16 protein-coding genes and 1 pseudogene are annotated in these 20,365 nt (G+C 69.3%); 8 read left to right on the top strand and 9 right to left on the bottom strand.

Annotated features, from left to right (window positions below):
- Nucleotides 1–35: 35 nt before the first annotated feature.
- Nucleotides 36–3,071, bottom strand: coding sequence for an excinuclease ABC subunit UvrA (gene uvrA, locus RR1_RS11745; protein ID WP_010836125.1), 3,036 nt, complete (start codon nt 3,069–3,071; stop codon nt 36–38).
- A 159-nt stretch (nt 3,072–3,230) separates the two neighbouring features.
- On the opposite strand from uvrA, the gene RR1_RS11740 reads away from it, so the two are divergent.
- From RR1_RS11740 to RR1_RS11725, 4 genes are all read left to right on the top strand, one after another.
- Nucleotides 3,231–3,917, top strand: a complete 687-nt coding sequence (locus RR1_RS11740) for an MBL fold metallo-hydrolase (RefSeq protein ID WP_010836126.1) — start codon at nt 3,231–3,233, stop codon at nt 3,915–3,917.
- Between the two features lie 172 nt (nt 3,918–4,089).
- On the top strand, nt 4,090–5,064 hold the full coding sequence (locus RR1_RS11735; RefSeq protein ID WP_010836127.1) for a DoxX family protein: 975 nt from the start codon (nt 4,090–4,092) through the stop codon (nt 5,062–5,064).
- A 185-nt stretch (nt 5,065–5,249) separates the two neighbouring features.
- Nucleotides 5,250–7,610: a HelD family protein gene (locus RR1_RS11730; RefSeq protein ID WP_010836128.1), complete on the top strand. Its 2,361-nt coding sequence runs from the start codon at nt 5,250–5,252 to the stop codon at nt 7,608–7,610.
- Nucleotides 7,611–7,674: 64 nt separating this feature from the next.
- Entirely contained in the window at nt 7,675–8,118 is a 444-nt protein-coding gene (locus tag RR1_RS11725) for a DUF732 domain-containing protein (RefSeq protein WP_010836129.1), read from the top strand.
- Between the two features lie 17 nt (nt 8,119–8,135).
- On the opposite strand, the gene RR1_RS11720 is transcribed toward RR1_RS11725, so the two are convergent.
- Nucleotides 8,136–8,588 carry a universal stress protein gene (locus RR1_RS11720; protein WP_010836130.1) on the bottom strand — a complete coding sequence of 151 codons (453 nt, stop codon included), beginning with the start codon at nt 8,586–8,588 and terminating at the stop codon, nt 8,136–8,138.
- Between the two features lie 126 nt (nt 8,589–8,714).
- A complete protein-coding gene (gene uvrB, locus RR1_RS11715) occupies nt 8,715–10,871 on the bottom strand; it encodes an excinuclease ABC subunit UvrB (RefSeq protein ID WP_010836131.1) in 2,157 nt (718 codons plus the stop codon).
- A gap of 79 nt (nt 10,872–10,950) precedes the next feature.
- Between uvrB and RR1_RS11710 the strand changes: the two genes are divergently transcribed.
- Nucleotides 10,951–11,481 carry a ribonuclease FAU-1 family protein gene (locus RR1_RS11710; RefSeq protein ID WP_010836132.1) on the top strand — a complete coding sequence of 177 codons (531 nt, stop codon included), beginning with the start codon at nt 10,951–10,953 and terminating at the stop codon, nt 11,479–11,481.
- Between the two features lie 10 nt (nt 11,482–11,491).
- Here RR1_RS11710 and coaE read toward each other — a convergent pair whose 3' ends face one another.
- A complete protein-coding gene (gene coaE, locus RR1_RS11705) occupies nt 11,492–12,721 on the bottom strand; it encodes a dephospho-CoA kinase (RefSeq protein WP_010836133.1) in 1,230 nt (409 codons plus the stop codon).
- 136 nt (nt 12,722–12,857) lie between these two features.
- On the opposite strand from coaE, the gene RR1_RS11700 reads away from it, so the two are divergent.
- The gene (locus RR1_RS11700) at nt 12,858–13,082 is read left to right on the top strand and encodes a hypothetical protein (protein WP_010836135.1); all 225 of its coding nucleotides are present in this window, start codon (nt 12,858–12,860) and stop codon (nt 13,080–13,082) included.
- 125 nt (nt 13,083–13,207) lie between these two features.
- Here the strand turns inward: RR1_RS11700 and rpsA are convergent, their stop codons facing one another.
- Nucleotides 13,208–14,677, bottom strand: a complete 1,470-nt coding sequence (gene rpsA / locus RR1_RS11695) for a 30S ribosomal protein S1 (protein WP_040771965.1) — start codon at nt 14,675–14,677, stop codon at nt 13,208–13,210.
- Between the two features lie 296 nt (nt 14,678–14,973).
- On the opposite strand from rpsA, the gene RR1_RS11690 reads away from it, so the two are divergent.
- Nucleotides 14,974–15,852: a class I SAM-dependent methyltransferase gene (locus RR1_RS11690; protein ID WP_010836137.1), complete on the top strand. Its 879-nt coding sequence runs from the start codon at nt 14,974–14,976 to the stop codon at nt 15,850–15,852.
- A gap of 52 nt (nt 15,853–15,904) precedes the next feature.
- On the opposite strand, the gene RR1_RS11685 is transcribed toward RR1_RS11690, so the two are convergent.
- From RR1_RS11685 to RR1_RS11670, 4 genes are all read right to left on the bottom strand, one after another.
- Nucleotides 15,905–16,657 (bottom strand): amino acid ABC transporter ATP-binding protein, encoded by a 753-nt coding sequence (locus RR1_RS11685; protein ID WP_040771991.1) that lies wholly within the window; start codon nt 16,655–16,657, stop codon nt 15,905–15,907.
- Nucleotides 16,658–16,710: 53 nt separating this feature from the next.
- A complete protein-coding gene (locus RR1_RS11680; RefSeq protein ID WP_040771966.1) occupies nt 16,711–17,700 on the bottom strand; it encodes an amino acid ABC transporter permease in 990 nt (329 codons plus the stop codon).
- A 49-nt stretch (nt 17,701–17,749) separates the two neighbouring features.
- Entirely contained in the window at nt 17,750–18,667 is a 918-nt protein-coding gene (locus RR1_RS11675; RefSeq protein WP_010836140.1) for an ABC transporter substrate-binding protein, read from the bottom strand.
- A gap of 159 nt (nt 18,668–18,826) precedes the next feature.
- Complete coding sequence (locus tag RR1_RS11670; RefSeq protein WP_143153804.1) at nt 18,827–19,963, bottom strand: isocitrate/isopropylmalate dehydrogenase family protein; 1,137 nt, start codon at nt 19,961–19,963, stop codon at nt 18,827–18,829.
- Here RR1_RS11670 and RR1_RS22635 point away from each other — a divergent pair.
- Nucleotides 19,890–20,327: pseudogene (locus RR1_RS22635) on the top strand (2'-5' RNA ligase family protein); the annotation flags it as partial. The gene RR1_RS11670 and the pseudogene RR1_RS22635 overlap by 74 nt on opposite strands.
- Nucleotides 20,328–20,365: the final 38 nt, after the last annotated feature.

Here is a 20,365-nt window from a genome sequence, read left to right as displayed (position 1 = left end):
GCGGGCAGAGTCCGATGATAGAACCGGCCGCGTGGTCAGCGGAGCGCGGCCGCCTTGCGGGACGCGCGCTTCGCGGCGGCCTTTGCCGCCGCGGCCTTCGGCTGCTCGGCCGCCGCCTTCGTGGGCTTCGCAGCCTTCGCTGCGCCGTTCTTGGAGCGCGCAGGCTTGGCGGCCGTCCCGGACGACCTCGACTTTCCGGCTCGCCGTTTCGGCGCGGGCTCGAGTACCTCGCGCAGAAACGCGCCGGTGTAGCTCTCGGGAGTCGCGGCGACCTCTTCCGGAGTCCCTTCGGCCACGACGGTGCCGCCGCCGGCTCCGCCTTCGGGGCCCATGTCGACGATCCAGTCCGAGGTCTTCACGACGTCGAGGTTGTGCTCGATGACGATGACCGTGTTGCCCTTGTCGACGAGCCCGCCCAGGACGCCGAGCAGCTTGCGGATGTCCTCGAAGTGCAGGCCCGTCGTGGGCTCGTCGAGGATGTACACCGCGCGGCCGTTCGTGCGCTTCTGCAGTTCGGCCGCGAGCTTGACGCGTTGCGCCTCACCCCCGGAGAGCGTCGTCGCCGGCTGACCGAGCCGGACGTACCCGAGACCCACCTCGACGAGCGTCTTGAGGTAGCGGTGGATCGAGGTGACGGGCTCGAAGAACTCCGCGGCCTCCTCGATCGGCATGTCGAGCACCTCGGCGATGGTCTTGCCCTTGTAGTGGACCTCGAGGGTCTCGCGGTTGTACCGCGCCCCGTGACACACCTCGCACGGCACGTACACGTCGGGCAGGAAGTTCATCTCGATCTTGAGGGTGCCGTCGCCCGAACACGCTTCGCACCGACCGCCCTTGACGTTGAACGAGAACCTGCCGGGCTGATAGCCGCGGACCTTCGCTTCGGTCGTCGCCGCGAAGAGTGTCCTGATCTTGTCGAAGACACCCGTGTAGGTCGCGGGATTCGAACGCGGGGTGCGGCCGATCGGCGACTGGTCCACCTGGACCAGCTTGTCGAGCTGATCGAGCCCCTCGACCCGCGTGTGCCGACCCGGCACCTGCCGCGCGCCGTTGAGCTTGTTCGCCATGACGGTCGCGAGGATGTCGTTGACCAGTGTCGACTTGCCCGACCCGGACACGCCGGTCACCGCGGTGAGGACGCCGAGCGGGAACGCGACGTCGATGCCGCGCAGATTGTTCTCGCGCGCACCGACGACCTTCAGCCGACGCTCCGGATCCACCGGTCGCCGGGACTCGGGCAGCGCGATCGACTCGCGCCCCGCGAGATACGCACCCGTGAGCGATTCGGTGTTCTTCAGCAGTTCGTCGTACGAGCCGCTGTGGACGACGCGGCCGCCGTGCTCACCCGCGAGCGGGCCGATGTCGACGATCCAGTCCGACGCCCGGATGGTGTCCTCGTCGTGCTCGACGACGATCAGCGTGTTGCCGAGATCGCGCAGCCGCGTGAGCGTCTCGATGAGCCGTCGATTGTCGCGCTGGTGCAGCCCGATCGACGGTTCGTCGAGGACGTAGAGCACTCCGACGAGGCCCGAGCCGATCTGCGTCGCGAGCCGGATGCGTTGTGCCTCACCGCCCGACAGCGTGCCCGCGGCACGGGCGAGGGAGAGATAGTCGAGCCCGACGTCGAGAAGGAACCCGAGTCGGGCCTGCACCTCGCGCAGCACCTGGCCCGCGATGGCCTCCTCGCGCGCACCCAGCACGAGATCGTTCAGGAACGCCGAGCACTCGGCGATCGACAGCTCCGCCACGTCGGCGATCGACTTGTCGCCGTAGGTGTCGCTCGCCACGGTGACCGAGAGGATCTCGGGCTTGAGCCGCGCGCCGCCGCAGACCGGGCACGGCACGTCGCGCATGTAGCCGTCGTAGCGCTCCTTCATCTGCTCGGACTCGGTCTGCTCGAGCCGGCGGTGCAGGAACGGCATGACGCCCTCGAACTCGGCGTAGTAGGAGCGGACGCGGCCGTAGCGGTTCTTGTACCGCACGTGGACCTGCTCCGTGCTGCCCTGGAGGATCGCCTTGCGTGCCTTCGCGGGCAACGAGCGCCACGGTGTGTCGAGGTCGAAGCCGAGCGCGTCACCGAGGCCGGAGAGCAACCGCGTGAAGTACTCGGCGCTCTGCCCCATCGACCACGGCGCGATGGCGCCGTCGGCGAGGGTGCGGTCCGGGTCGGGGACGACGAGCTCCGGGTCCACCTCCTTGCGGATACCCAGACCCGCGCACTCGGGGCACGCGCCGTACGGGGAGTTGAAGGAGAACGAGCGCGGCTCGAGTTCGTCGATCGCGAGCTGATGCCCGTTGGGGCATGCGAGCCGCTCGGAGAACCGCCGCTCGCGATCCGCCGCCTCGGGCTCGCGGTCGACGAAGTCGAGCACGACGATGCCGTCGGCGAGGCCGAGCGCGGTCTCGACCGAGTCGGTGAGCCGCTGCTTCGACGTCGGCTTGACAGTCAGGCGATCCACGACGACGTCGATGTCGTGCTTCTCCTGTTTCTTGAGCTTCGGCGGATCCGTGAGCGAGTGGACGGCGCCGTCGACGCGGACACGCGAGTAGCCCTGTGTGTTGAGCTGTTCGAACAGATCGACGAACTCGCCCTTGCGCGTCCGGACGACGGGTGCGAGGACCTGGAACCGGGTGCCGGCCTCCATCTCGAGCACCTGATCGACGATCTGCTGCGGTGTCTGACGCGCGATGAGCTCGCCACACACCGGGCAGTGCGGGGTACCGGCGCGGGCGAACAGCAACCGGAGGTAGTCGTAGACCTCGGTGATCGTGCCGACCGTCGAACGGGGATTGCGATTCGTCGACTTCTGGTCGATGGAGACCGCAGGCGAGAGACCTTCGATGAAGTCGACGTCGGGCTTGTCCATCTGACCCAGGAACTGACGCGCGTATGCGGACAGCGACTCGACGTAGCGGCGCTGCCCCTCCGCGAAGATCGTGTCGAACGCGAGGCTCGACTTGCCCGACCCGGACAGCCCCGTGAACACGATCAGGCTGTCGCGGGGTAGATCGAGATCGATTCCTCGCAGGTTGTGCTCACGCGCCCCGCGCACGATCAGACGATCGGCCACACCCAATTCCCTTCGTTCGTCACGCGCGACTGCCACGCGCGACCGGCACCCACGCGCGCGTCACCGCGCAGCGCTCGGCACCACGTTCCATGCTAGATCCGACCACCGACACCCACGGGTCGCCGCTCGTTCCCGGCGCCCGACGGTAGCCTCCACCACATGACCCAGCAGCCCATCGTGATCGAGGACTCCTACTCCGGGCACGTCGCCGCCGGGAGCGGCGCGGCACGCCGAACCCTCGACGACGCCACGATCGTGAAGATCTCGGTCGGCCCCATGGACAACAACAGCTATCTGGTGCGTTGTTCCACGACCGGCCGTGCCCTCCTCGTCGACGCCGCGAACGACGCGGACCGCATCCTCGGTGCGATCGCTGCCGACGACGCCGCCGTCGAGGCGATCGTGACGACGCACCAGCACGGCGATCACTGGCAGGCCCTCGAGGAGGTGGCCGCCGCGACCGGCGCCCCGACGATCGCCCATCCGCTCGACGCGGACGCGCTCCCCGTCGCACCCGCCCGGCGCGTCGACGACGGCGACGCGATCACCGTCGGCGGTCTCACACTCGGCGTCGTGCATCTCGCCGGCCACACCCCGGGCGGGATCGCGCTCACCCTCACCGAGCCGACCGGACGCGTCCACGTGTTCACGGGCGACTCGCTCTTCCCCGGCGGGATCGGCCGCACCGCCGGTCCGGACGAGTTCGAATCGCTTCTCGGCGACGTCGAACGCAAGCTCTTCGACCGCTTCGGCGACGACACCGTCGTCTACCCCGGGCACGGCGACGACACGACGTTCGGCGCCGAACGCCCGCACCTCGACGAATGGCGCGAACGCGACTGGTGACGTCGCGCCGCACAGCCCGGTCGGCCACCGGGCGATCCCCCCATCACGGCACGGAGCGTCGCTAGGGTGGGTGAGAGCACGAACGCACCCGGTACACGAACACCGCAGGTACACGAACACCGCAGGTACACGAACGTCCGTAGGCAGAAGTACGGAGAGGGAGGCCACTCACATGCTGGTACGGCGAATCGCCCGGCCACTGCTCGGCTCGATCTTCATCAGCAGCGGCATCGCGACGCTGCGCGACGCGCAGGGACCGGCGACCGTCGCCGGGCCGTGGATCGACAAGACGACGGGGGCGTTGCCGGACTCGGTCACCGACTCCGTGCCCACCGACGCCGAGACACTGGTGAAGGTCAACGCGGCGGTCCAGGTCGGTGGCGGCGTCCTGCTGTCGCTCGGCAAGTTCCCGCGGCTCTCGGCACTCGCGCTCGCGGGCAGCCTCGTCCCGACGACCGTTGCGGGTCACGACTTCTGGGCCAAGGAGGACCCGCAGGAACGTGCGATGCATCGCACGCAGTTCTTCAAGAACGCGGGTCTGCTCGGCGGACTCCTGCTCGCCTCCGTCGACACCGAGGGCAAGCCCTCGCTCGGCTGGCGTGGCCGCCGCGCCGCCCGGAAGGCCCAGGAGAACATCTCCTCGGCGCTGCCCGGCGGATCACACGACTCGCCGTCGCTCCCCGAGGTCCCGCCCGCGGTGCACGCGGCGGCCGAGCGCGCACAGGCGGCGAGCGGCGTCGCGGCGGACAAGGGCGCCGCCCTGGTCGGCTCGGCGATCGAGGTCGCGAAGGACCGCGGCCCCAAGCTCGCCGACGCCGCACGCGAACGCGGCGCGGGTCTGGCCGAGGTCGCGAAGGATCGCGGTGCGGAGCTGGCGGAGGTGGCAAAGGACCGCGGCCCCAAGCTCGCGGAGGCCGCGCGCGAGCGCAGTGCGGGTCTGGCCGAGGTCGCCAAGGACCGCGGCCCCGCTCTCGCCGAGATGGCGCGCCAGCGCAGCGAGAAGTGGGCGGCCCTCGCCTCGGACCTCACGGCCGATCAGGGCGAGACGCTGTCGAAGAAGGGCCGCAAGGCACGCGACAAGGCCGAGAAGAAGGCCCGCGCGGCCGTCGCCAAGGCCGACAAGAAGCGCAAGGAGATCGCCGGCTGATCTCGCCGTCGACCCACGTGGGGGCCGCCGATCGTCGATCGGCGGCCCCCACGTCGTCTGTTCACCATCCGTCTCACCTGCGGCTTCTGACGCCACCCCGTGTGTCCGACTAGACTTCTCGGGCACTTTCTCGACGCTCCGCCCACCCCGCGACGGTGGCGGACACCCCTTGGTCAGGAGCACGCGTGACACGATCCGACGAGACCGGCGACGCCACCGCGGAAGCCACCGAGCTCGCGCTCGAACAGCGGTACGTCGATCGGCTCTACGGGCGCCTCGACGATCTGCGCCGCTACGCGCAGGAGCGGCTGCGCACCGTCCTCCTGGAATCCGGTGGGACGCCGCAGGCCCGCAGCGAACGCGAATCGTTCAATCAGCTCTACACCGACGACCTCGCGAAGTACGACGCCGCCGAGAACGGCCTGTGCTTCGGCCGGATCGATCTCGAGCGCGGCGGCGACGGGACCGACGACGGCACCGAGGCGCGCTACATCGGCCGCGTCGGGATCCTCGACGAGCAGGGCGACTTCGAGCCGCTGCTGCTCGACTGGCGCGCCCCGCTCGCGCGGCCCTTCTATCTCGCGACGCCCGCGACCCCCGACGGCGTGACCCGGCGACGGCATCTGCGCAGCCGATCGCGCCGCATCGTCGGCCTCGCCGACGAGTACCTCGACGTCGCCGCCGCCCAGCGCGCCGGAGTCGTCGACGCGTCGACGGGTGCAGCGACCGCGGGCGTCGCCGGTGAGAGCGCGCTCCTGGCGGCCCTCGATGCCGCCAGGACCGGGCACATGAACGACATCGTCGAGACGATCCAGTCGGAGCAGGACGCGATCATCCGGTCCGAGCATCGCAGCGTGCTCGTCGTCCAGGGCGGTCCCGGCACCGGGAAGACCGCCGTCGCCCTGCACCGCGCGGCGTACCTGCTCTACACCTATCGCAAGCAGCTCGACCGCGCCGGTGTGCTCATCATCGGCCCCAACTCGACCTTCCTCGACTACATCGGCCAGGTGCTTCCGTCGCTCGGCGAGACCGGCGTGCTGCTCTCGACGATCGGCGATCTCTACCCGGGCGTCGTCGCGACCGTGGACGATTCGCTGCGCGGCGGCGAGCTCAAGGGATCGCTCGACATGCTCGACGTGTGCAAGCGCGCAGTCCGCGACCGCCAGGAACTGCCGAAGGAACCGGTCCGCGTCGTGTTCGACACGTACGAACTCGTCCTCGACCGCAAGACCGTGAGCACGGCGCGCGGCCGTGCGCGGTCGTCGCGCAAGCCGCACAACATCGCGCGTCCCGTGTTCGTCAAGGCCGTGATCGACGCGCTCGCACGGCAGTTCGCGTCGATCGTGGGCGAGAACCTCGTCGGCGGCGGCAACCTGCTCTCCGGTGAGGATCTCGCCGACATCCGCTCCGAGATGCGCGAGGATCCCGCGATCCTCCGCGAGATCGATCGGCTGTGGCCGACGCTGACCCCGCAGGAGGTGCTCACCGGACTGTGGCGAGATCCGCGCAGGCTCGCCTCCGCGGCCCCCGGGCTCACGGAATCCGATCGCGCCGAACTCGTGCGCACCGGACCCGGCTTCTCCCCCGCCGACGCACCACTGCTCGACGAACTCGCCGAGCTGCTCGGGGTCGACGACTCCGCGGAGCGCGAACGCTCGGCCCGGCGCTGGCGCCAGCAGATCGAGGACGCACAGGGCGCACTCGACATCCTCACCGGCTCGGCGTCACAGGACATCGAGGACGAACTCGACCCCGAGATCCTCATGGCCTACGACATCATGGACGCCGAACAGCTCGCGGAGCGGCAGGACGGCAACCGCAGCCTCACGACCGCCGAACGTGCGGCGGGCGATCGCACCTGGACCTACGGTCACGTCATCGTCGACGAGGCCCAGGAACTGTCGCACATGGCATGGCGGATGCTCATGCGGCGCATCCCGAATCGCTGGATGACGCTCGTCGGCGACACCGCCCAGACCGGCGATCCGGCGGGCACGTCGTCGTGGCAGGAGGTGCTCGAGCCGTACGTCGCGCGGCGCTGGAAACTCACCGAACTCACGGTGAACTACCGCACGCCGTCCGAGATCATGACGATCGCGCACGACGTCCTCGCCGAGATCGATCCGGCACAGCAACTGCCGCGGTCGATCCGTGACTCCGGACATCGGCCCTGGGCACGCCGCGTCTCCGAGGACGGTCTCGACGACGCCGTCGCCGCCGCCGTCGAGGCCGAGACGCAGCTGCCGGGAACCACGGCGGTCGTCGTCCCCCAGGGGATGCGGTCGCGGTTCGCGCACCTCGAATCCGACACCGTGAGTGTCGCGACGGTACGCGACGTCAAGGGGCTCGAGTTCGACGCCGTCCATCTCGTCGAACCGCACGCCGTCGTGGCCGAGTCGCCGCGGGGCACGAGCGATCTCTACGTCGCCCTCACCCGTGCGACGCAGCGACTCGGCGTGCTGCACACCGAGTCGCTGCCCGAGTCGCTGTCCGGGCTCACGCACACCGAATCGCCCGAAGCTGCGAACCCGCGAGGCGGAGAGTAGGTTTCGGTGCACCGACCCGGTGACACCCCGTCCCGGTGAGTGACGACACCGACCCCCGAGGATCATGCGTCCACTTCCGCTCCGCACCAGCAGCCGCGTCCCGACGGTGTGTATCGCGGCGTGTGCCGCCGCCGCACTTCTCGCGGGGTGTTCGGGTCGGGAGTCCTCGGACGCCGCGGCGACGTCGCACACCCCGATCGCGTCCACCGCGGTGCAGAGCGAGGCGGCACCGCAGGGCGGGGCGGCACGCCCGGCCGCCGACCAGGATCCCCGCATCGTGCGGTATCGCTCGCTGCTCTCGGACGCCGGGCTCGCCGTTCCGCCACCCGCCACGCTCACCGCGATCGCGACGGGGGTGTGCGAGCGGCTCGCGGCGGGCGAGCCGCCGGCGACCGTGGCGGCGCACCTGCACGAGTGGGGCGCGTGGGCGGTGCCGGGAACCGGAGATCCCGCTGGGGTCGCGATCACTCTCGTCGACGGTGCGAACGAGACCTACTGCACCGACTGACGCCCCCGCTCGCTCTGCTACCTGACGGTGTGAACGATCAGCACGTCGCACGTCGACTTGCGCGCGGCGTCCGACGGCACCGAGCCGAGCAACCGGCCCGTCAGCGTGTTCAGTCCGCGATTGCCGATGACGAGCAGATCCGCGTCGGTCTCCTCGATGAGCGAGAGCAACGCCTCGACCGGCGAGCCCACCACCGCGCGCTCCGAGATCGACGTCGCGCCACGGTCCGTCGCGCGCTCCCGGGCGCTGCGAAGGATCTCGTAGGTCGGGGTCGAGCCCGTGACCTGGTACGCCTCGTCACCGAGGATGTCGGCCGCCTGCTGGGACTCCTTCGGGTCCGCCGGGTAGTACGCGCACGCGATGACGAGTTTCGCCTCGGCGTCACGGGCGAGTTCGGCCGCCTTGTCCACAGCGCGGAACGACGACTCCGAGCCGTCCGTTCCCACGACCACGGTCCGATAGGCGCTCATTCGTTTCTCCTGTCTGCCACGAGATTTCCCGTGAGACTATCGCCAGCGGGTGCAACGGGGAAAGTACCCGCGCCACACGGCCCGGCGCTGTGACACATCACAACGCCGGGTGGGCTCGTCGCCCGTCTACTTCAGGCCCGCGGCGTCCATGCCGCGCAGCTCCTTCTTGAGATCGGCGATCTCGTCGCGAAGCCGGCCCGCGAGCTCGAACTGCAGGTCGCGCGCGGCGCTCATCATCTGGTCGGTGAGGCTCTGGACGAGGTCCGCGAGCTCGGCGCGCGGCATGGACTTCGTGTCGCGGCCCTCGTAGATGCCCGCCGACACGGCACGGCCCGGCTCGCCCTGGGCACGCCGTCCACGAGAGGAGTTGCGTCCCGACCCACCGACACCGACCTCGCTGTCCTCGGCCTCGACGTACACCTGGTCGAGGATGTCGGCGATCTTCTTGCGCAACGGCCGCGGATCGACGCCCATCTCCTTGTTGTAGGCGATCTGCTTCTCGCGGCGGCGCTCGGTCTCCTCGATCGCGAACGACATCGAGTCCGTCATCTTGTCGGCGTACATGTGGACCTCGCCCGACACGTTGCGCGCCGCACGGCCGATGGTCTGGATGAGGCTCGTCGGGCTCCGCAGGAAGCCCTCCTTGTCGGCGTCGAGGATCGCGACGAGCGACACCTCGGGGAGGTCGAGCCCCTCACGGAGGAGGTTGATGCCGACGAGGACGTCGTACTCGCCGAGCCGCAGCTGTCGCAGCAACTCGACGCGGCGCAACGTGTCGATGTCCGAGTGCAGATACCGCACCTGGATGCCGAGTTCGAGCAGATAGTCGGTGAGGTCCTCCGCCATCTTCTTGGTGAGCGTCGTGACGAGCACGCGCTCGTCCTTCTCGCTGCGCGTACGGATCTCGTGGACCAAATCGTCGATCTGCCCCTTGGTCTCCTTGACGACGACCTTCGGATCGACGAGACCCGTCGGGCGGATGACCTGCTCGACGAACTCGCCACCGGTGCGGCCGAGTTCGTACTTGCCGGGCGTCGCCGACAGGTACACGGTCTGGCCGATGCGACCCGAGAACTCCTCCCACGTGAGCGGGCGATTGTCGACGGCGGACGGGAGCCGGAAACCGAACTCGACCAGATTGCGCTTGCGCGACATGTCGCCCTCGTACATCGCACCGATCTGCGGGACGGTCACGTGCGACTCGTCGATGACGAGCAGGAAGTCCTCGGGAAAGTAGTCGATGAGCGTCGCGGGCGCCGATCCCGCGGCGCGGCCGTCGATGTGGCGGGAGTAGTTCTCGATACCCGAGCAGAAGCCGACCTGTTTGATCATCTCGAGGTCGTACTGGGTGCGCATGCGGAGCCGCTGCGCCTCGAGCAGCTTGCCCTTGTTCTCGAGATCGCCGAGCCGCTCCTCGAGTTCGGTCTCGATGTCGCGGACGGCGCGCTCCATGCGTTCGGGCCCCGCGACGTAGTGCGTCGCAGGGAAGATCCGCAGCGAGTCGACCTGCCGCACGACGTCGCCTGTGAGCGGGTGCAGATAGTAGAGCGCCTCGATCTCGTCGCCGAAGAACTCGATGCGGACGGCGAGCTCCTCGTACGACGGGATGATCTCCACCGTGTCGCCGCGGACACGGAAGCTGCCGCGGACGAACGAGGTGTCGTTGCGGTTGTACTGGACGTCGACGAGCAGCCGCAGCAGGGCGTCGCGCGGCACCTCGACGCCGACCTCGAGCTGGATCGACCGATCGAGGTAGGACTGCGGCGTGCCGAGACCGTAGATGCACGACACCGACGCGACCACGACGACGTCGCGACGCGACAACAGCGCCGACGTGGCCGAGTGGCGCAGCCGTTCGACGTCGTCGTTGATCGACGAGTCCTTCTCGATGTAGGTGTCCGTCTGCGCGATGTACGCCTCGGGCTGGTAGTAGTCGTAGTACGAGACGAAGTACTCGACGGCGTTGTTCGGCAGCATCTCGCGCAGCTCGTTCGCGAGCTGCGCCGCGAGGGTCTTGTTCGGTGCCATCACGAGCGTCGGGCGCTGGACACGCTCGATCATCCAGGCCGTCGTCGCCGACTTGCCGGTGCCCGTGGCACCCATGAGGACGATGTCCTTCTCGCCCGCGCGGATGCGGCGCTCGAGATCGTCGATCGCCGCGGGCTGGTCACCCGCGGGTTCGTACTCGCTGACGACCTGGAACGGAGAGTCGGCGCGCTCGATCTCACCGATCGGCCGGAACTCCGAGTGCGCGACCACGGGATGCTCGGATGCGAATGCCATGACTCCAGGGTAGGCGCAGGTGGCGACACCCCGGGATGCCCGCGCGCCACGACGCCCCCGCAGCGGTAGTTTCCCCGTCATGACGCGTTCGACCGGAACCGCCGGCCACTCGATCCACCCGCCCAAGCACGAGGTGTTCGACCTCGAGGCGATGACGAACACCGACCCCAAGGGATTCGTACGTCCGGTCGCGGAGTACCGGGCCGAGCCGTGGGGCCTCTACATGGCGCGGTCCGCCGACCATCCGTCCTTCGACCACGTGCAGTCCTGGCTGCTTCCCGAGCTCGGTGTGCGGGCGACGATCTTCCGGTTCACCCCCGGCAACGAACGCGACCAGGACCGCTACGTCGACATCGGCCGCTACCGCCCCGGACCGCAGCGGTGGACGTCCGTCGACTTCTACGTCGATCTCGTGGTCCGCACTGGGCGTGAGACGGAGGTTCTGGACGTCGACGAGTTGTTCGACGCGACGGGCAGCGGGCTTCTCGACGCGGAATCCGCGACGTACGCCGTCGAGACGGCGATGCGCGCGACCGACGGCATCGCGGCCCACGGCCACGACTTCGACGCGTGGACGCGGTCGCTCGGGATGCCGATCGACTGGGCGTGAGGCCGCGGCGTCACTCCGGGGCGGCAGCCGCCGTCCACCCCGTCTCGGCCGCCCACTCCCATGCCCGGTGATACGCGAGATCGAACCAGGGCGTCTTCACGTCGAGGTACGCCGTAATCGCCTCGGTGTGATCCGCGAGGTCCGCTGCTGCCGCCGCGGCGCGCTCCTTCACCGCGACGTACTCGTCGCGCGCGGACTCGTCGCTGCGCAGCCAGTCACGGATCAGCAGCGCGAACTCCTGATTCGGCCAGCCGTCGACGCGCAGGTGCACGTTGACCGGCCGCCCCGGGTCCGCCGAACCGTGGAAGCGTTTGGCCCATAGTGCCGGGTCCGTCTCGCCGCCCTGATACGCCGGTTTCGGGTCGTCTCGGTCGATGTCGTCACGCCGCGGGAAGCCGATCTCCGCGAGCGGGATGGCGAGAGCGTCTGCGGCGGCGAGGTCGCGGACGGTGATCTGCACGTCGATCACGTCCTTGGCCGGCACCCCCGGAACCGCGGTCGATCCGATGTGGTCGATGCGCACGGCGGCGTCGCCGCACGCGAGCGCCAGGCGCGCGATCACGCGCCGGGCCTGATCGGGCCATGCCGGGTCGGCCGCCACGAGCACCGGCAGGCTGCGCGCGACGACGCCGTCGCGAAGATTGCGTGCGAACGGCACGAGCCGCTCCGTCCACAGCTCCGCGATCGTGTCGTCGAGAGCACCGGGAGCGCCGCTGTTGTCGAGCCACACGTCGGCGACGGCGCGCCGCTGCTCGTCGCTCGCCTGCGCCGCGATACGGTTCCGCGCGTCGGCCTCGTCCATCCCCCGCAGTGCGACGAGCCGCCGCAGCCGCTCCGCCTCGGGCGTCCACACCACGACGACCAGCGCGAACGCGGGCGCCATCCCGCCCTCGACGAGCAGCGGAATGTCCTGCACGACGACGTCGTCCGGCCCGGCGGCGTCGACGAGTTCCTGCGTGCGCGCCCCGACGAGCGGATGCACGATGCCGTTGAGCGCGGTGCGCGAGTCGTCGTCGGCGAAGGCGATACGGGCGAGGGCGGGCCGGTCGAGCGCCCCTTCGTCGTCGAGGATCTCCGAGCCGAACCGCTCGACGAGCGCCGCCAGTCCCGGTGTTCCCGGCTCGACCACCTCGCGCGCGATCCGGTCCGCGTCCACCACGACGGCGCCGCGCGCCGCGAGCGCGTTCGCCACCGTCGACTTGCCCGATCCGATGCCTCCCGTGAGGCCGATTCTCAGCACGACGTCAGTGTGTCATCACCCGCGTCCGGTCGGCCTCCCGCACTCTCGGTGTGTCCGACTCGCGGGCGAAATGCCAGGACTGCGGCCTCGTCTCGGTTACTGTCGCGGAAATCGGCCCCCGCGAACGGAGCTCGCCATGACCACAGCACCGACTCAGGGACGGCATCGCATCGGCGTCGCCGGCACCGTCTCGTGCCGTGAGATCCCCGAGATCGCGCGGGCTCTGGCCGCCCTCCCCCGATTCTGGTGGGCCGCCCTGCGCAGGCCCGGCCGTCACAGCATCGCGGCGCTCGGCGGATCCGCGGTGCGTCCGCGCACCGCACCGGCGCGCCCGCGCTGGGTGACCGCGCCGGTCGGCTGACGCCGCCTCTGCGACGCCCCCTCGCACGGACGGACCGCCGTAGCGCACAGTCACACCGAACGAACTCCGAACACGAACGAACCCCCTGACCGGCGGCCAGGGGGTTCGTTCGTGGAATCGGAAGATCAGGCGTTGCCCGACAGCTTCTCGCGAAGCGCGGCGAGCTGCGCATCGCTCGCGAGCGAGCCACCCGTCGTCTCGGCCGGCGCGCTGCTGGTCTGCTGCGCGGCACCGGACTCCGAGGAGTAGCCGGCTGCGGCGTTCGCGGCCTCGGCGGCCTCGTCGGCAGCCATCTTCTCCATCTGCGCGGTGTGCATCTTGTGGCGACGCTCCGCCTCGGCGTAGCGGTTCTCCCACTCCTCGCGCTGCTTCTCGTAGCCCTCGAGCCATTCGTTGGTCTCGGGATCGAAGCCCTCGGGGAAGATGTAGTTGCCCTGCTCGTCGTAGCTGTCGGCCATGCCGTACTTCGACGGGTCGAACTCGGCGTTGTAGTCCTCGTTCGCCTGCTTCAGCGACAGCGAGATACGGCGACGCTCGAGGTCGATGTCGATGACCTTGACCATCGCGTCGTCGCCGACGGAGACGACCTGGTCCGGGACCTCGACGTGGCGCTCGGCCAGCTCGGAGATGTGCACGAGGCCCTCGATGCCCTCCTCGACGCGAACGAACGCGCCGAACGGAACGAGCTTGGTGACCTTGCCCGGCACGATCTGGCCGATCGCGTGGGTGCGGGCGAACTGACGCCACGGGTCTTCCTGCGTCGCCTTGAGCGACAGGGAGACACGCTCGCGGTCGAGATCGACGTCGAGAACCTCGACGGTGACCTCGTTGCCGACCTCGACGACCTCGGACGGGTGGTCGATGTGCTTCCAGGACAGCTCGGAGACGTGCACCAGGCCGTCGACACCGCCGAGATCGACGAACGCGCCGAAGTTGACGATCGAGGACACGACGCCCTTGCGGACCTGGCCCTTCTGGAGCTGGTGCAGGAACTCGCTGCGCACCTCGGACTGCGTCTGCTCGAGCCATGCGCGGCGCGAGAGGACGACGTTGTTGCGGTTCTTGTCGAGCTCGATGATCTTCGCCTCGATCTCCTTGCCGACGTACGGCTGGAGGTCGCGGACGCGACGCATCTCGACGAGCGATGCCGGGAGGAAGCCGCGGAGGCCGATGTCGAGGATCAGGCCGCCCTTGACGACCTCGATGACGGTGCCCTTGACGGCCTCGTCCTTCTCCTTGAGCTCCTCGATCGTGCCCCACGCGCGCTCGTACTGCGCCCGCTTCTTCGACAGGATCAGGCGGCCTTCCTTGTCCTCCTTGGTGAGGACCAGGGCTTCGACCTCATCGCCCACGGAAACGACCTCGTTGGGGTCGACGTCGTGCTTGATGGACAGTTCGCGGGAAGGGATGACACCTTCGGTCTTGTACCCGATGTCGAGAAGGACCTCGTCACGATCGACCTTGACGATCGTGCCTTCGACGATGTCGCCATCGTTGAAGTACTTGATCGTCTTGTCGATGGCGGCGAGGAAGTCCTCGGCGGAGCCGATGTCGTTGACGGCTACCTGCGGCGAGGTGACGGTGGTGGAGGGCATGTGGTGAGTTGCTCCGGACACGTTGTAGTCGGTTGATGGAGTTCTGCTGGACGTTGCGCTCGACGGGCGCACGTGCACTGCACACCCGATCGAACCGAGCACACCGATACGAATGCGAAAAAGGTTCCCGCCCGATCGAGGATGCTACGAGTGCGCACGCCGGAAGCCGCAGCACGTCGGAACCCACAGCGGATACACGCCGGTCGACACTCGCGTGACACAGCCTACGCGGTCGTTCTCCGCTCCGGCAAACCACCCCGCACGGCGGTCGCGCCGAGCCGGGCTACTGTCGAGCGATGAGCACCGACCACGGGGCCACGGGCGACCCCGCCACCGGACGGCACCACGAGGCCGAGGTGGCGCTCGGTGAGACGCGCGTCGCGCGGATTCGCGTCGACTCGCGGCAGAGCCGCCGCGCGAGCCGGATGTGGTGGGACGCCGACGCCGGCGACTACCACCGTACGCACGGCGGCTTCCTCGGCGCCGACTCCCCCGAAGGCGAGTTCGTGTGGTGCCCCGAGGGCCTGCACGAGGGCGATCACCATCTGCTGGGCGACGTCGCCGGCAAGCGCATCCTCGAGGTCGGTTGCGGCTCGGCGCCGTGTTCGCGCTGGCTCGCGGCACACGGCGCACACCCCGTCGGCCTCGATCTGTCGATGGGGATGCTGGCGCGGGGAGTCGCCGCGATGCGGCGGGGAGGCCCGCAGGTCCCCCTCGTCCAGGCGGACGCCGAGTCGCTGCCCTTCGCCGACGCGAGCTTCGACGACGCATGTTCGGCTTTCGGTGGAGTTCCGTTCGTCGCGGACCCCGGAGCGGTGATGGCCGAGGTGGCACGCGTCCTGCGCCCGGGCGGGCGCTGGGTGTTCTCGATCAATCACCCGATGCGGTGGATCTTCGCCGACGACCCCGGCCCCGACGGCCTCGTCGCGCGCTTTCCGTACTTCGACCGGTCCCCGTACGTCGAGGTCGACGAGGCCGGCACGCCGGTGTACGTCGAACACCATCGGACGATGGGCGACCGCGTCCGTGACATCGTGGCCGCAGGGCTGGTCCTCGACGACGTCGTCGAACCGGAATGGCCCGAGCATCTCGACCGCGAGTGGGGGCAGTGGAGCCCACTGCGCGGCGCGATCTTCCCCGGCACCGCGATCTTCTGCTGCCACAAGCCCGGCTGACCCGCCGCCGGGCTCTCGCCGGTCGGAGAAATCTGGGTCGGAGAAGTTTCGGTCAGAGAAGCTTCGACAGGAACGCCTTGGTGCGCTCGTGCTGCGGGTTCGACAGCACCTCGCGCGGATCGCCCGACTCGACGACGACGCCGTGGTCCATGAACACGAGTTCGTCGGCGACCTCGCGCGCGAAGCCCATCTCGTGCGTGACGACGACCATCGTCATGCCGTCGCTCGCGAGTTGCTTCATGACGGCGAGCACCTCCCCCACGAGTTCGGGGTCGAGGGCCGAGGTCGGCTCGTCGAAGAGCATGAGCTTCGGGTCCATCGCCAGAGCGCGTGCAATCGCGACGCGCTGCTGCTGACCGCCCGAGAGTTGGGCGGGATAGGCGTGCGCCTTCTCGGCCAGCCCCACGCGCTCGAGGAGTTCCCGTGCGCGTGCTTCTGCCTTCTTGCGGCCGATCTTCTTCACCTGCATCGGCGCCTCGGCGATGTTCTGGAGCGCCGTGCGATGCGGGAACAGGTTGAAGTGCTGGAACACCATGCCGATGTCGCGGCGCTGCTTGGCGGCGGTCTTCGGCGAGAGTTCGTAGAGCTTGCCGTGCTTCTCCTCGTACCCCATGAGGTCGCCGTCGACGTAGAGCCGCCCTCCGTTGACCTGTTCGAGGTGATTGATGCACCGAAGGAAGGTGGACTTGCCCGAGCCGGACGGGCCGACGATGCACAGGACCTCGCCCTTGCCGATCTCGAGGCTGACGCCCTTGAGCACCTTCAGCGCCCCGAAGTTCTTCCACACCCGGTCGGCGAGGACCATCGGGCCGTCGCCCGACGGTGCGGGCACCGTGTCGCCCTTCGCGTTCACTCGCGTCACTTCCGTTCGCCTCCGCGCATGTCGGGCTTGTCGGGGGTGTCGGGCAGGTCGTCCGCTCCGGGCGACGCCACCGGCGTGTTCTGCGCCGCGGCCAGTGCCTTGAGCTGACGCGCGGTGAGCGTCCGGCTCGCACCCTTCGAGTAGTGCCGCTCGACGTAGTACTGGGCGACCATCAGAATGCTCGTCGCCACGAGATACCAGGTGGCCGCGACGAGCAGCAGCGGTACGGGCTGGAAGTTCGCGCCCGAGATGTCACGGACCCGCCCGTACAGGTCCGTCGTCAAGGGCACCGCCGCGACGAGCGAGGTGGTCTTGAGCATCGAGATCAGCTCGTTGCCCGTCGGCGGGATGATCACCCGCATCGCCTGCGGCAGCACCGTCCGCCGCATCGTCTTCGCCCACGACATGCCGAGCGCGATCGACGCCTCCGACTGCCCCTCCGGTACCGAGTTGATTCCGGCGCGCACGATCTCGGCCATGTACGCCGCCTCGTTGAGGCCGAGACCGATCATCGCGAACAGGAACGGCGCCGCCACGAGCGACTGGAGGTCGACGGTGGCGAAGGTCGGGCCGAACGGAATGCCCACGTCGAGCTGGCTGTAGATGACGGGGAACAGACCCCACAGCACGAGCTGCACGTACACGGGCGTGCCGCGGAAGACCCAGATGTAGACCCACGACACGGTCTGCAGCACCGGGTTCGACGAGAGCCGCATGACCGCGAGGATCACGCCCAGCACGACGGCGATGATCATCGCCAGCACCGTCAGCTGCGCCGTCACCGCGATACCCGCCCACACTCTCGTGTCGAACAGGTACTGCACGTACGTGTCCCAGCGGTACGCGGGATTCGTCGCCGCGCCGTAGACGAACAGCGCGACGAGCACGAGGACGACGGTCGCAGCGATCCACCGGCCGGGCCGCCGCAGCGGTATCGCCTCGATCGGCTCCGGCTCGGTGTCTCGGGATGTGGACGGTTCGGTCACGACAGGTGTCACTCGCTTCGGGACGGGTTGTGCGGGGTCGGTCGGCGGATCAGCTGATGGCGCCGTTGATGACCGACTCCTCGATCATGCCGTCCTGGACGCCCCAGTTCTCCGAGATCGTGCGGTACGCGCCGTCGTCGATGAGATGCTGCATGGCTTCCTGCAGGACGGGGGCGAGCGGCGAGCCCTTGGCGACGGGCCACCCGTACGGCGACGCGTCGAAGACGTCACCGGCGAGTTCGAGTTGGTCGCCGCTCTGCTTGACGGCGTAGGCGGTGACGGGCGAGTCGGCCGACATCGCGTCGACCTGGCCGAGCGCGACGGCGTTGGCGGCCTCGTCCTGGCTGTCGTACTTCACGATGTCGATCGGCGGGTTACCGGCGTCGAGGCATGCCTGATTCTTGGCGGGCAGTTCCTCGATGTCCTGGATCGTCGTCGTCTGGACGGCGACGCGGAGCCCGCACGCGTTGTTCGGGTCGACGCTCTCGCCTGCGGGCTGCGCCCACTGCGAGCCGGCCGAGAAGTAGGTGACGAAGTCGACGGTCTCCTCGCGCTCCTTGGTGTCGGTGAACGACGACATGCCGAGGTCGTAGGTGCCGCCCTCGATCGCCGGGATGATCCGGTCGAAGTCGGCTTCGTTGTACTGCGCCTCGACGCCCAGCACGCTCGCGATCGCATCCATGAGGTCGACGTCGAAGCCGACGATCTCGCCCTGTGCGTTCTTGAACTCGTTCGGTGCGTACGGCACGTTCACGCCGACGCGGAGGGTCCCCGACGAGGCGATGTTCTCGGGCAGCTTCGCCGCGATCTCGTCGACCTTCTCGACGGAGACCTCGGTGGCGTCCTCGTTGGGGCCGCCGCCTTCCTCGTTGGTGGTGCAGCCGGCGAGAACGAGAGCGCTGCCGCCGACGAGGGCGCACAGGGCCCGGGCGGTACGCGACCGGGCGAAGAGCGAACGGCTCGACACAGATCCTCCAAAGGGACACGAAGGGAGCGTGACCGCCGCGCGGCCGCGCATCGCGGCGTCACGGACGCCGTCGAACCCCAGAAATGTAGGATACGAAACGCCGCTGCGCGAACCGATGGCGGATTCCGGGCCGCGTCGACGAGCCCGTTGGAGCCCCTCTCACCAGCGCAGCGCGCGCGCCAGCACAGTCTCCGTGAACTCCGTCGTCGACGCCGAACCCCCGAGGTCCGCGGTCGCGACGCCGGACGCGATCGTGTCGCGCACTGCGCGGTCGACGTGGCGTCCCACCACGCGCAACCGGCGGTCGCCGCGCATCTCTCCCAGCCGATCGAACATCATCGCCGCGGAGAGCATGAGCGCCGCGGGATTCGCGACGCCGCGGCCTGCGATGTCCGGTGCGGCACCGTGCGCCGCCTGCGCCATCACCTGCGACGTCGACGCGTTGATCGACGGCGCGAGCCCGAGCGAGCCCGCGAGTTCGGCCGTGAGATCGGACAGGATGTCGCCGAACATGTTCTCGGTCACGAGGACGTCGATGCTCGCACCGTCGCGCACAAGGCGTGCCGCGGCGGCGTCGACATGCATGTCGTCGACGGTGACGTCCGGATAGTCACGGGCAACCTCCCGGCACACATCGCGAAACAGTCCGGTCGTGAGCGTGAGGACGTTCGCCTTGTGGACGATCGTCACACGCCGCCGCCGCTCACGGGCAAGGCCGAACGCGACGCGGGCGATGCGCTCCGTCGCGCGCCGTGTGACGAGTCCCACCGCGAGCGCGACGTCGGGAGTCGGCATGAACTCGCCGCTGCCGGTCGACATGTTGCGGTCGGCGTAGAGCCCTTCGGTGTTCTCGCGAACGACGACGAGGTCCATGCGCGGCGACGTCGCCGCGACACCGGCGAACGCGCGTGCGGGCCGAATGTTGGCGAACAGATCGAAGCGTCGCCGGATCGCACCACCCGGTGCCACCGTGCCGGCGAAGCGTTCCGGATACGAGACGTTGTCGTGCGGCCCGAGGATCCATCCCGGGAGCGCCGCAAGCGAATCCATCGTCTCGTCGGGCAGCGGGGTGCCGTATCGCTCGATCGCGTCGTGGCCGATGTGCAGCGGCACCCACTCGATCCGCAGCGGCTCGGGCTCGTCTCTGTCGGTCGCCTCGATCGCGGCGGCGACGACCTGCAGGGTGGCGGGGACGATCTCGTGCCCGATCCCGTCACCCGTGATGGTGCCGATCCGGATCCGATCCGTTCCCGTCCCCGTGTCGCGCTCGGCAATGTCCCTCGGCTCGGCATGCATGCCAGTCATGATCACCCACATGGTGCACTCGGTGGAACTGCTCCTCGACGACGCGACGGACGCGCACGTCCGCGACCAGTGGGCGACGCTGCAGGAGCACGACATCGCGAGCCTCGCGCGCGTCACCGCCGCATCGAACCGGCCTCACGTGACGCTCTTCGTCACGACCGCACCCGGTCTTCCGCGGGGCGTCGAGGACGAACTCGCGCGGGCGGTGCCGGCGCCCGCCGTCCCGATCCGGCTCGGCGGCCTCGTGTGCTTCGGCCGCCACCATGTGACGCTCGCGCGACTCGTCGTACCGACGACCGAACTGCTCGACCTGCACCGACTCGTCCACGACATCGCGGCGCGTCGGGGCGTTCCGGTCCCCCGGCACATCGCGCCGGGCCACTGGACGCCGCA

Origin of the sequence: Rhodococcus rhodnii NBRC 100604, from assembly GCF_001894925.1 — a bacterium.
In the GTDB taxonomy this organism is placed as follows: domain Bacteria; phylum Actinomycetota; class Actinomycetes; order Mycobacteriales; family Mycobacteriaceae; genus Rhodococcus_F; species Rhodococcus_F rhodnii.
The sequence above is the reverse complement of the archived record's forward strand: the minus strand, read 5'-3'. Positions and strand labels throughout refer to the sequence as shown.

Coding starts and splice junctions, on each gene's coding strand:
- RR1_RS11700 (WP_010836135.1), top strand. CDS start 12,858: ATGACCACAGCACCGACTCAGGGACGGCATCGCATCGGCGTCGCCGGC.
- RR1_RS11685 (WP_040771991.1), bottom strand. CDS start 16,657: ATGGTCCTCGCCGACCGGGTGTGGAAGAACTTCGGGGCGCTGAAGGTG.
- RR1_RS11690 (WP_010836137.1), top strand. CDS start 14,974: ATGAGCACCGACCACGGGGCCACGGGCGACCCCGCCACCGGACGGCAC.
- RR1_RS11710 (WP_010836132.1), top strand. CDS start 10,951: ATGACGCGTTCGACCGGAACCGCCGGCCACTCGATCCACCCGCCCAAG.
- RR1_RS11725 (WP_010836129.1), top strand. CDS start 7,675: ATGCGTCCACTTCCGCTCCGCACCAGCAGCCGCGTCCCGACGGTGTGT.
- RR1_RS11670 (WP_143153804.1), bottom strand. CDS start 19,963: ATGCATGCCGAGCCGAGGGACATTGCCGAGCGCGACACGGGGACGGGA.
- uvrB (WP_010836131.1), bottom strand. CDS start 10,871: ATGGCATTCGCATCCGAGCATCCCGTGGTCGCGCACTCGGAGTTCCGG.
- RR1_RS11720 (WP_010836130.1), bottom strand. CDS start 8,588: ATGAGCGCCTATCGGACCGTGGTCGTGGGAACGGACGGCTCGGAGTCG.
- RR1_RS11740 (WP_010836126.1), top strand. CDS start 3,231: ATGACCCAGCAGCCCATCGTGATCGAGGACTCCTACTCCGGGCACGTC.
- rpsA (WP_040771965.1), bottom strand. CDS start 14,677: ATGCCCTCCACCACCGTCACCTCGCCGCAGGTAGCCGTCAACGACATC.
- RR1_RS11735 (WP_010836127.1), top strand. CDS start 4,090: ATGCTGGTACGGCGAATCGCCCGGCCACTGCTCGGCTCGATCTTCATC.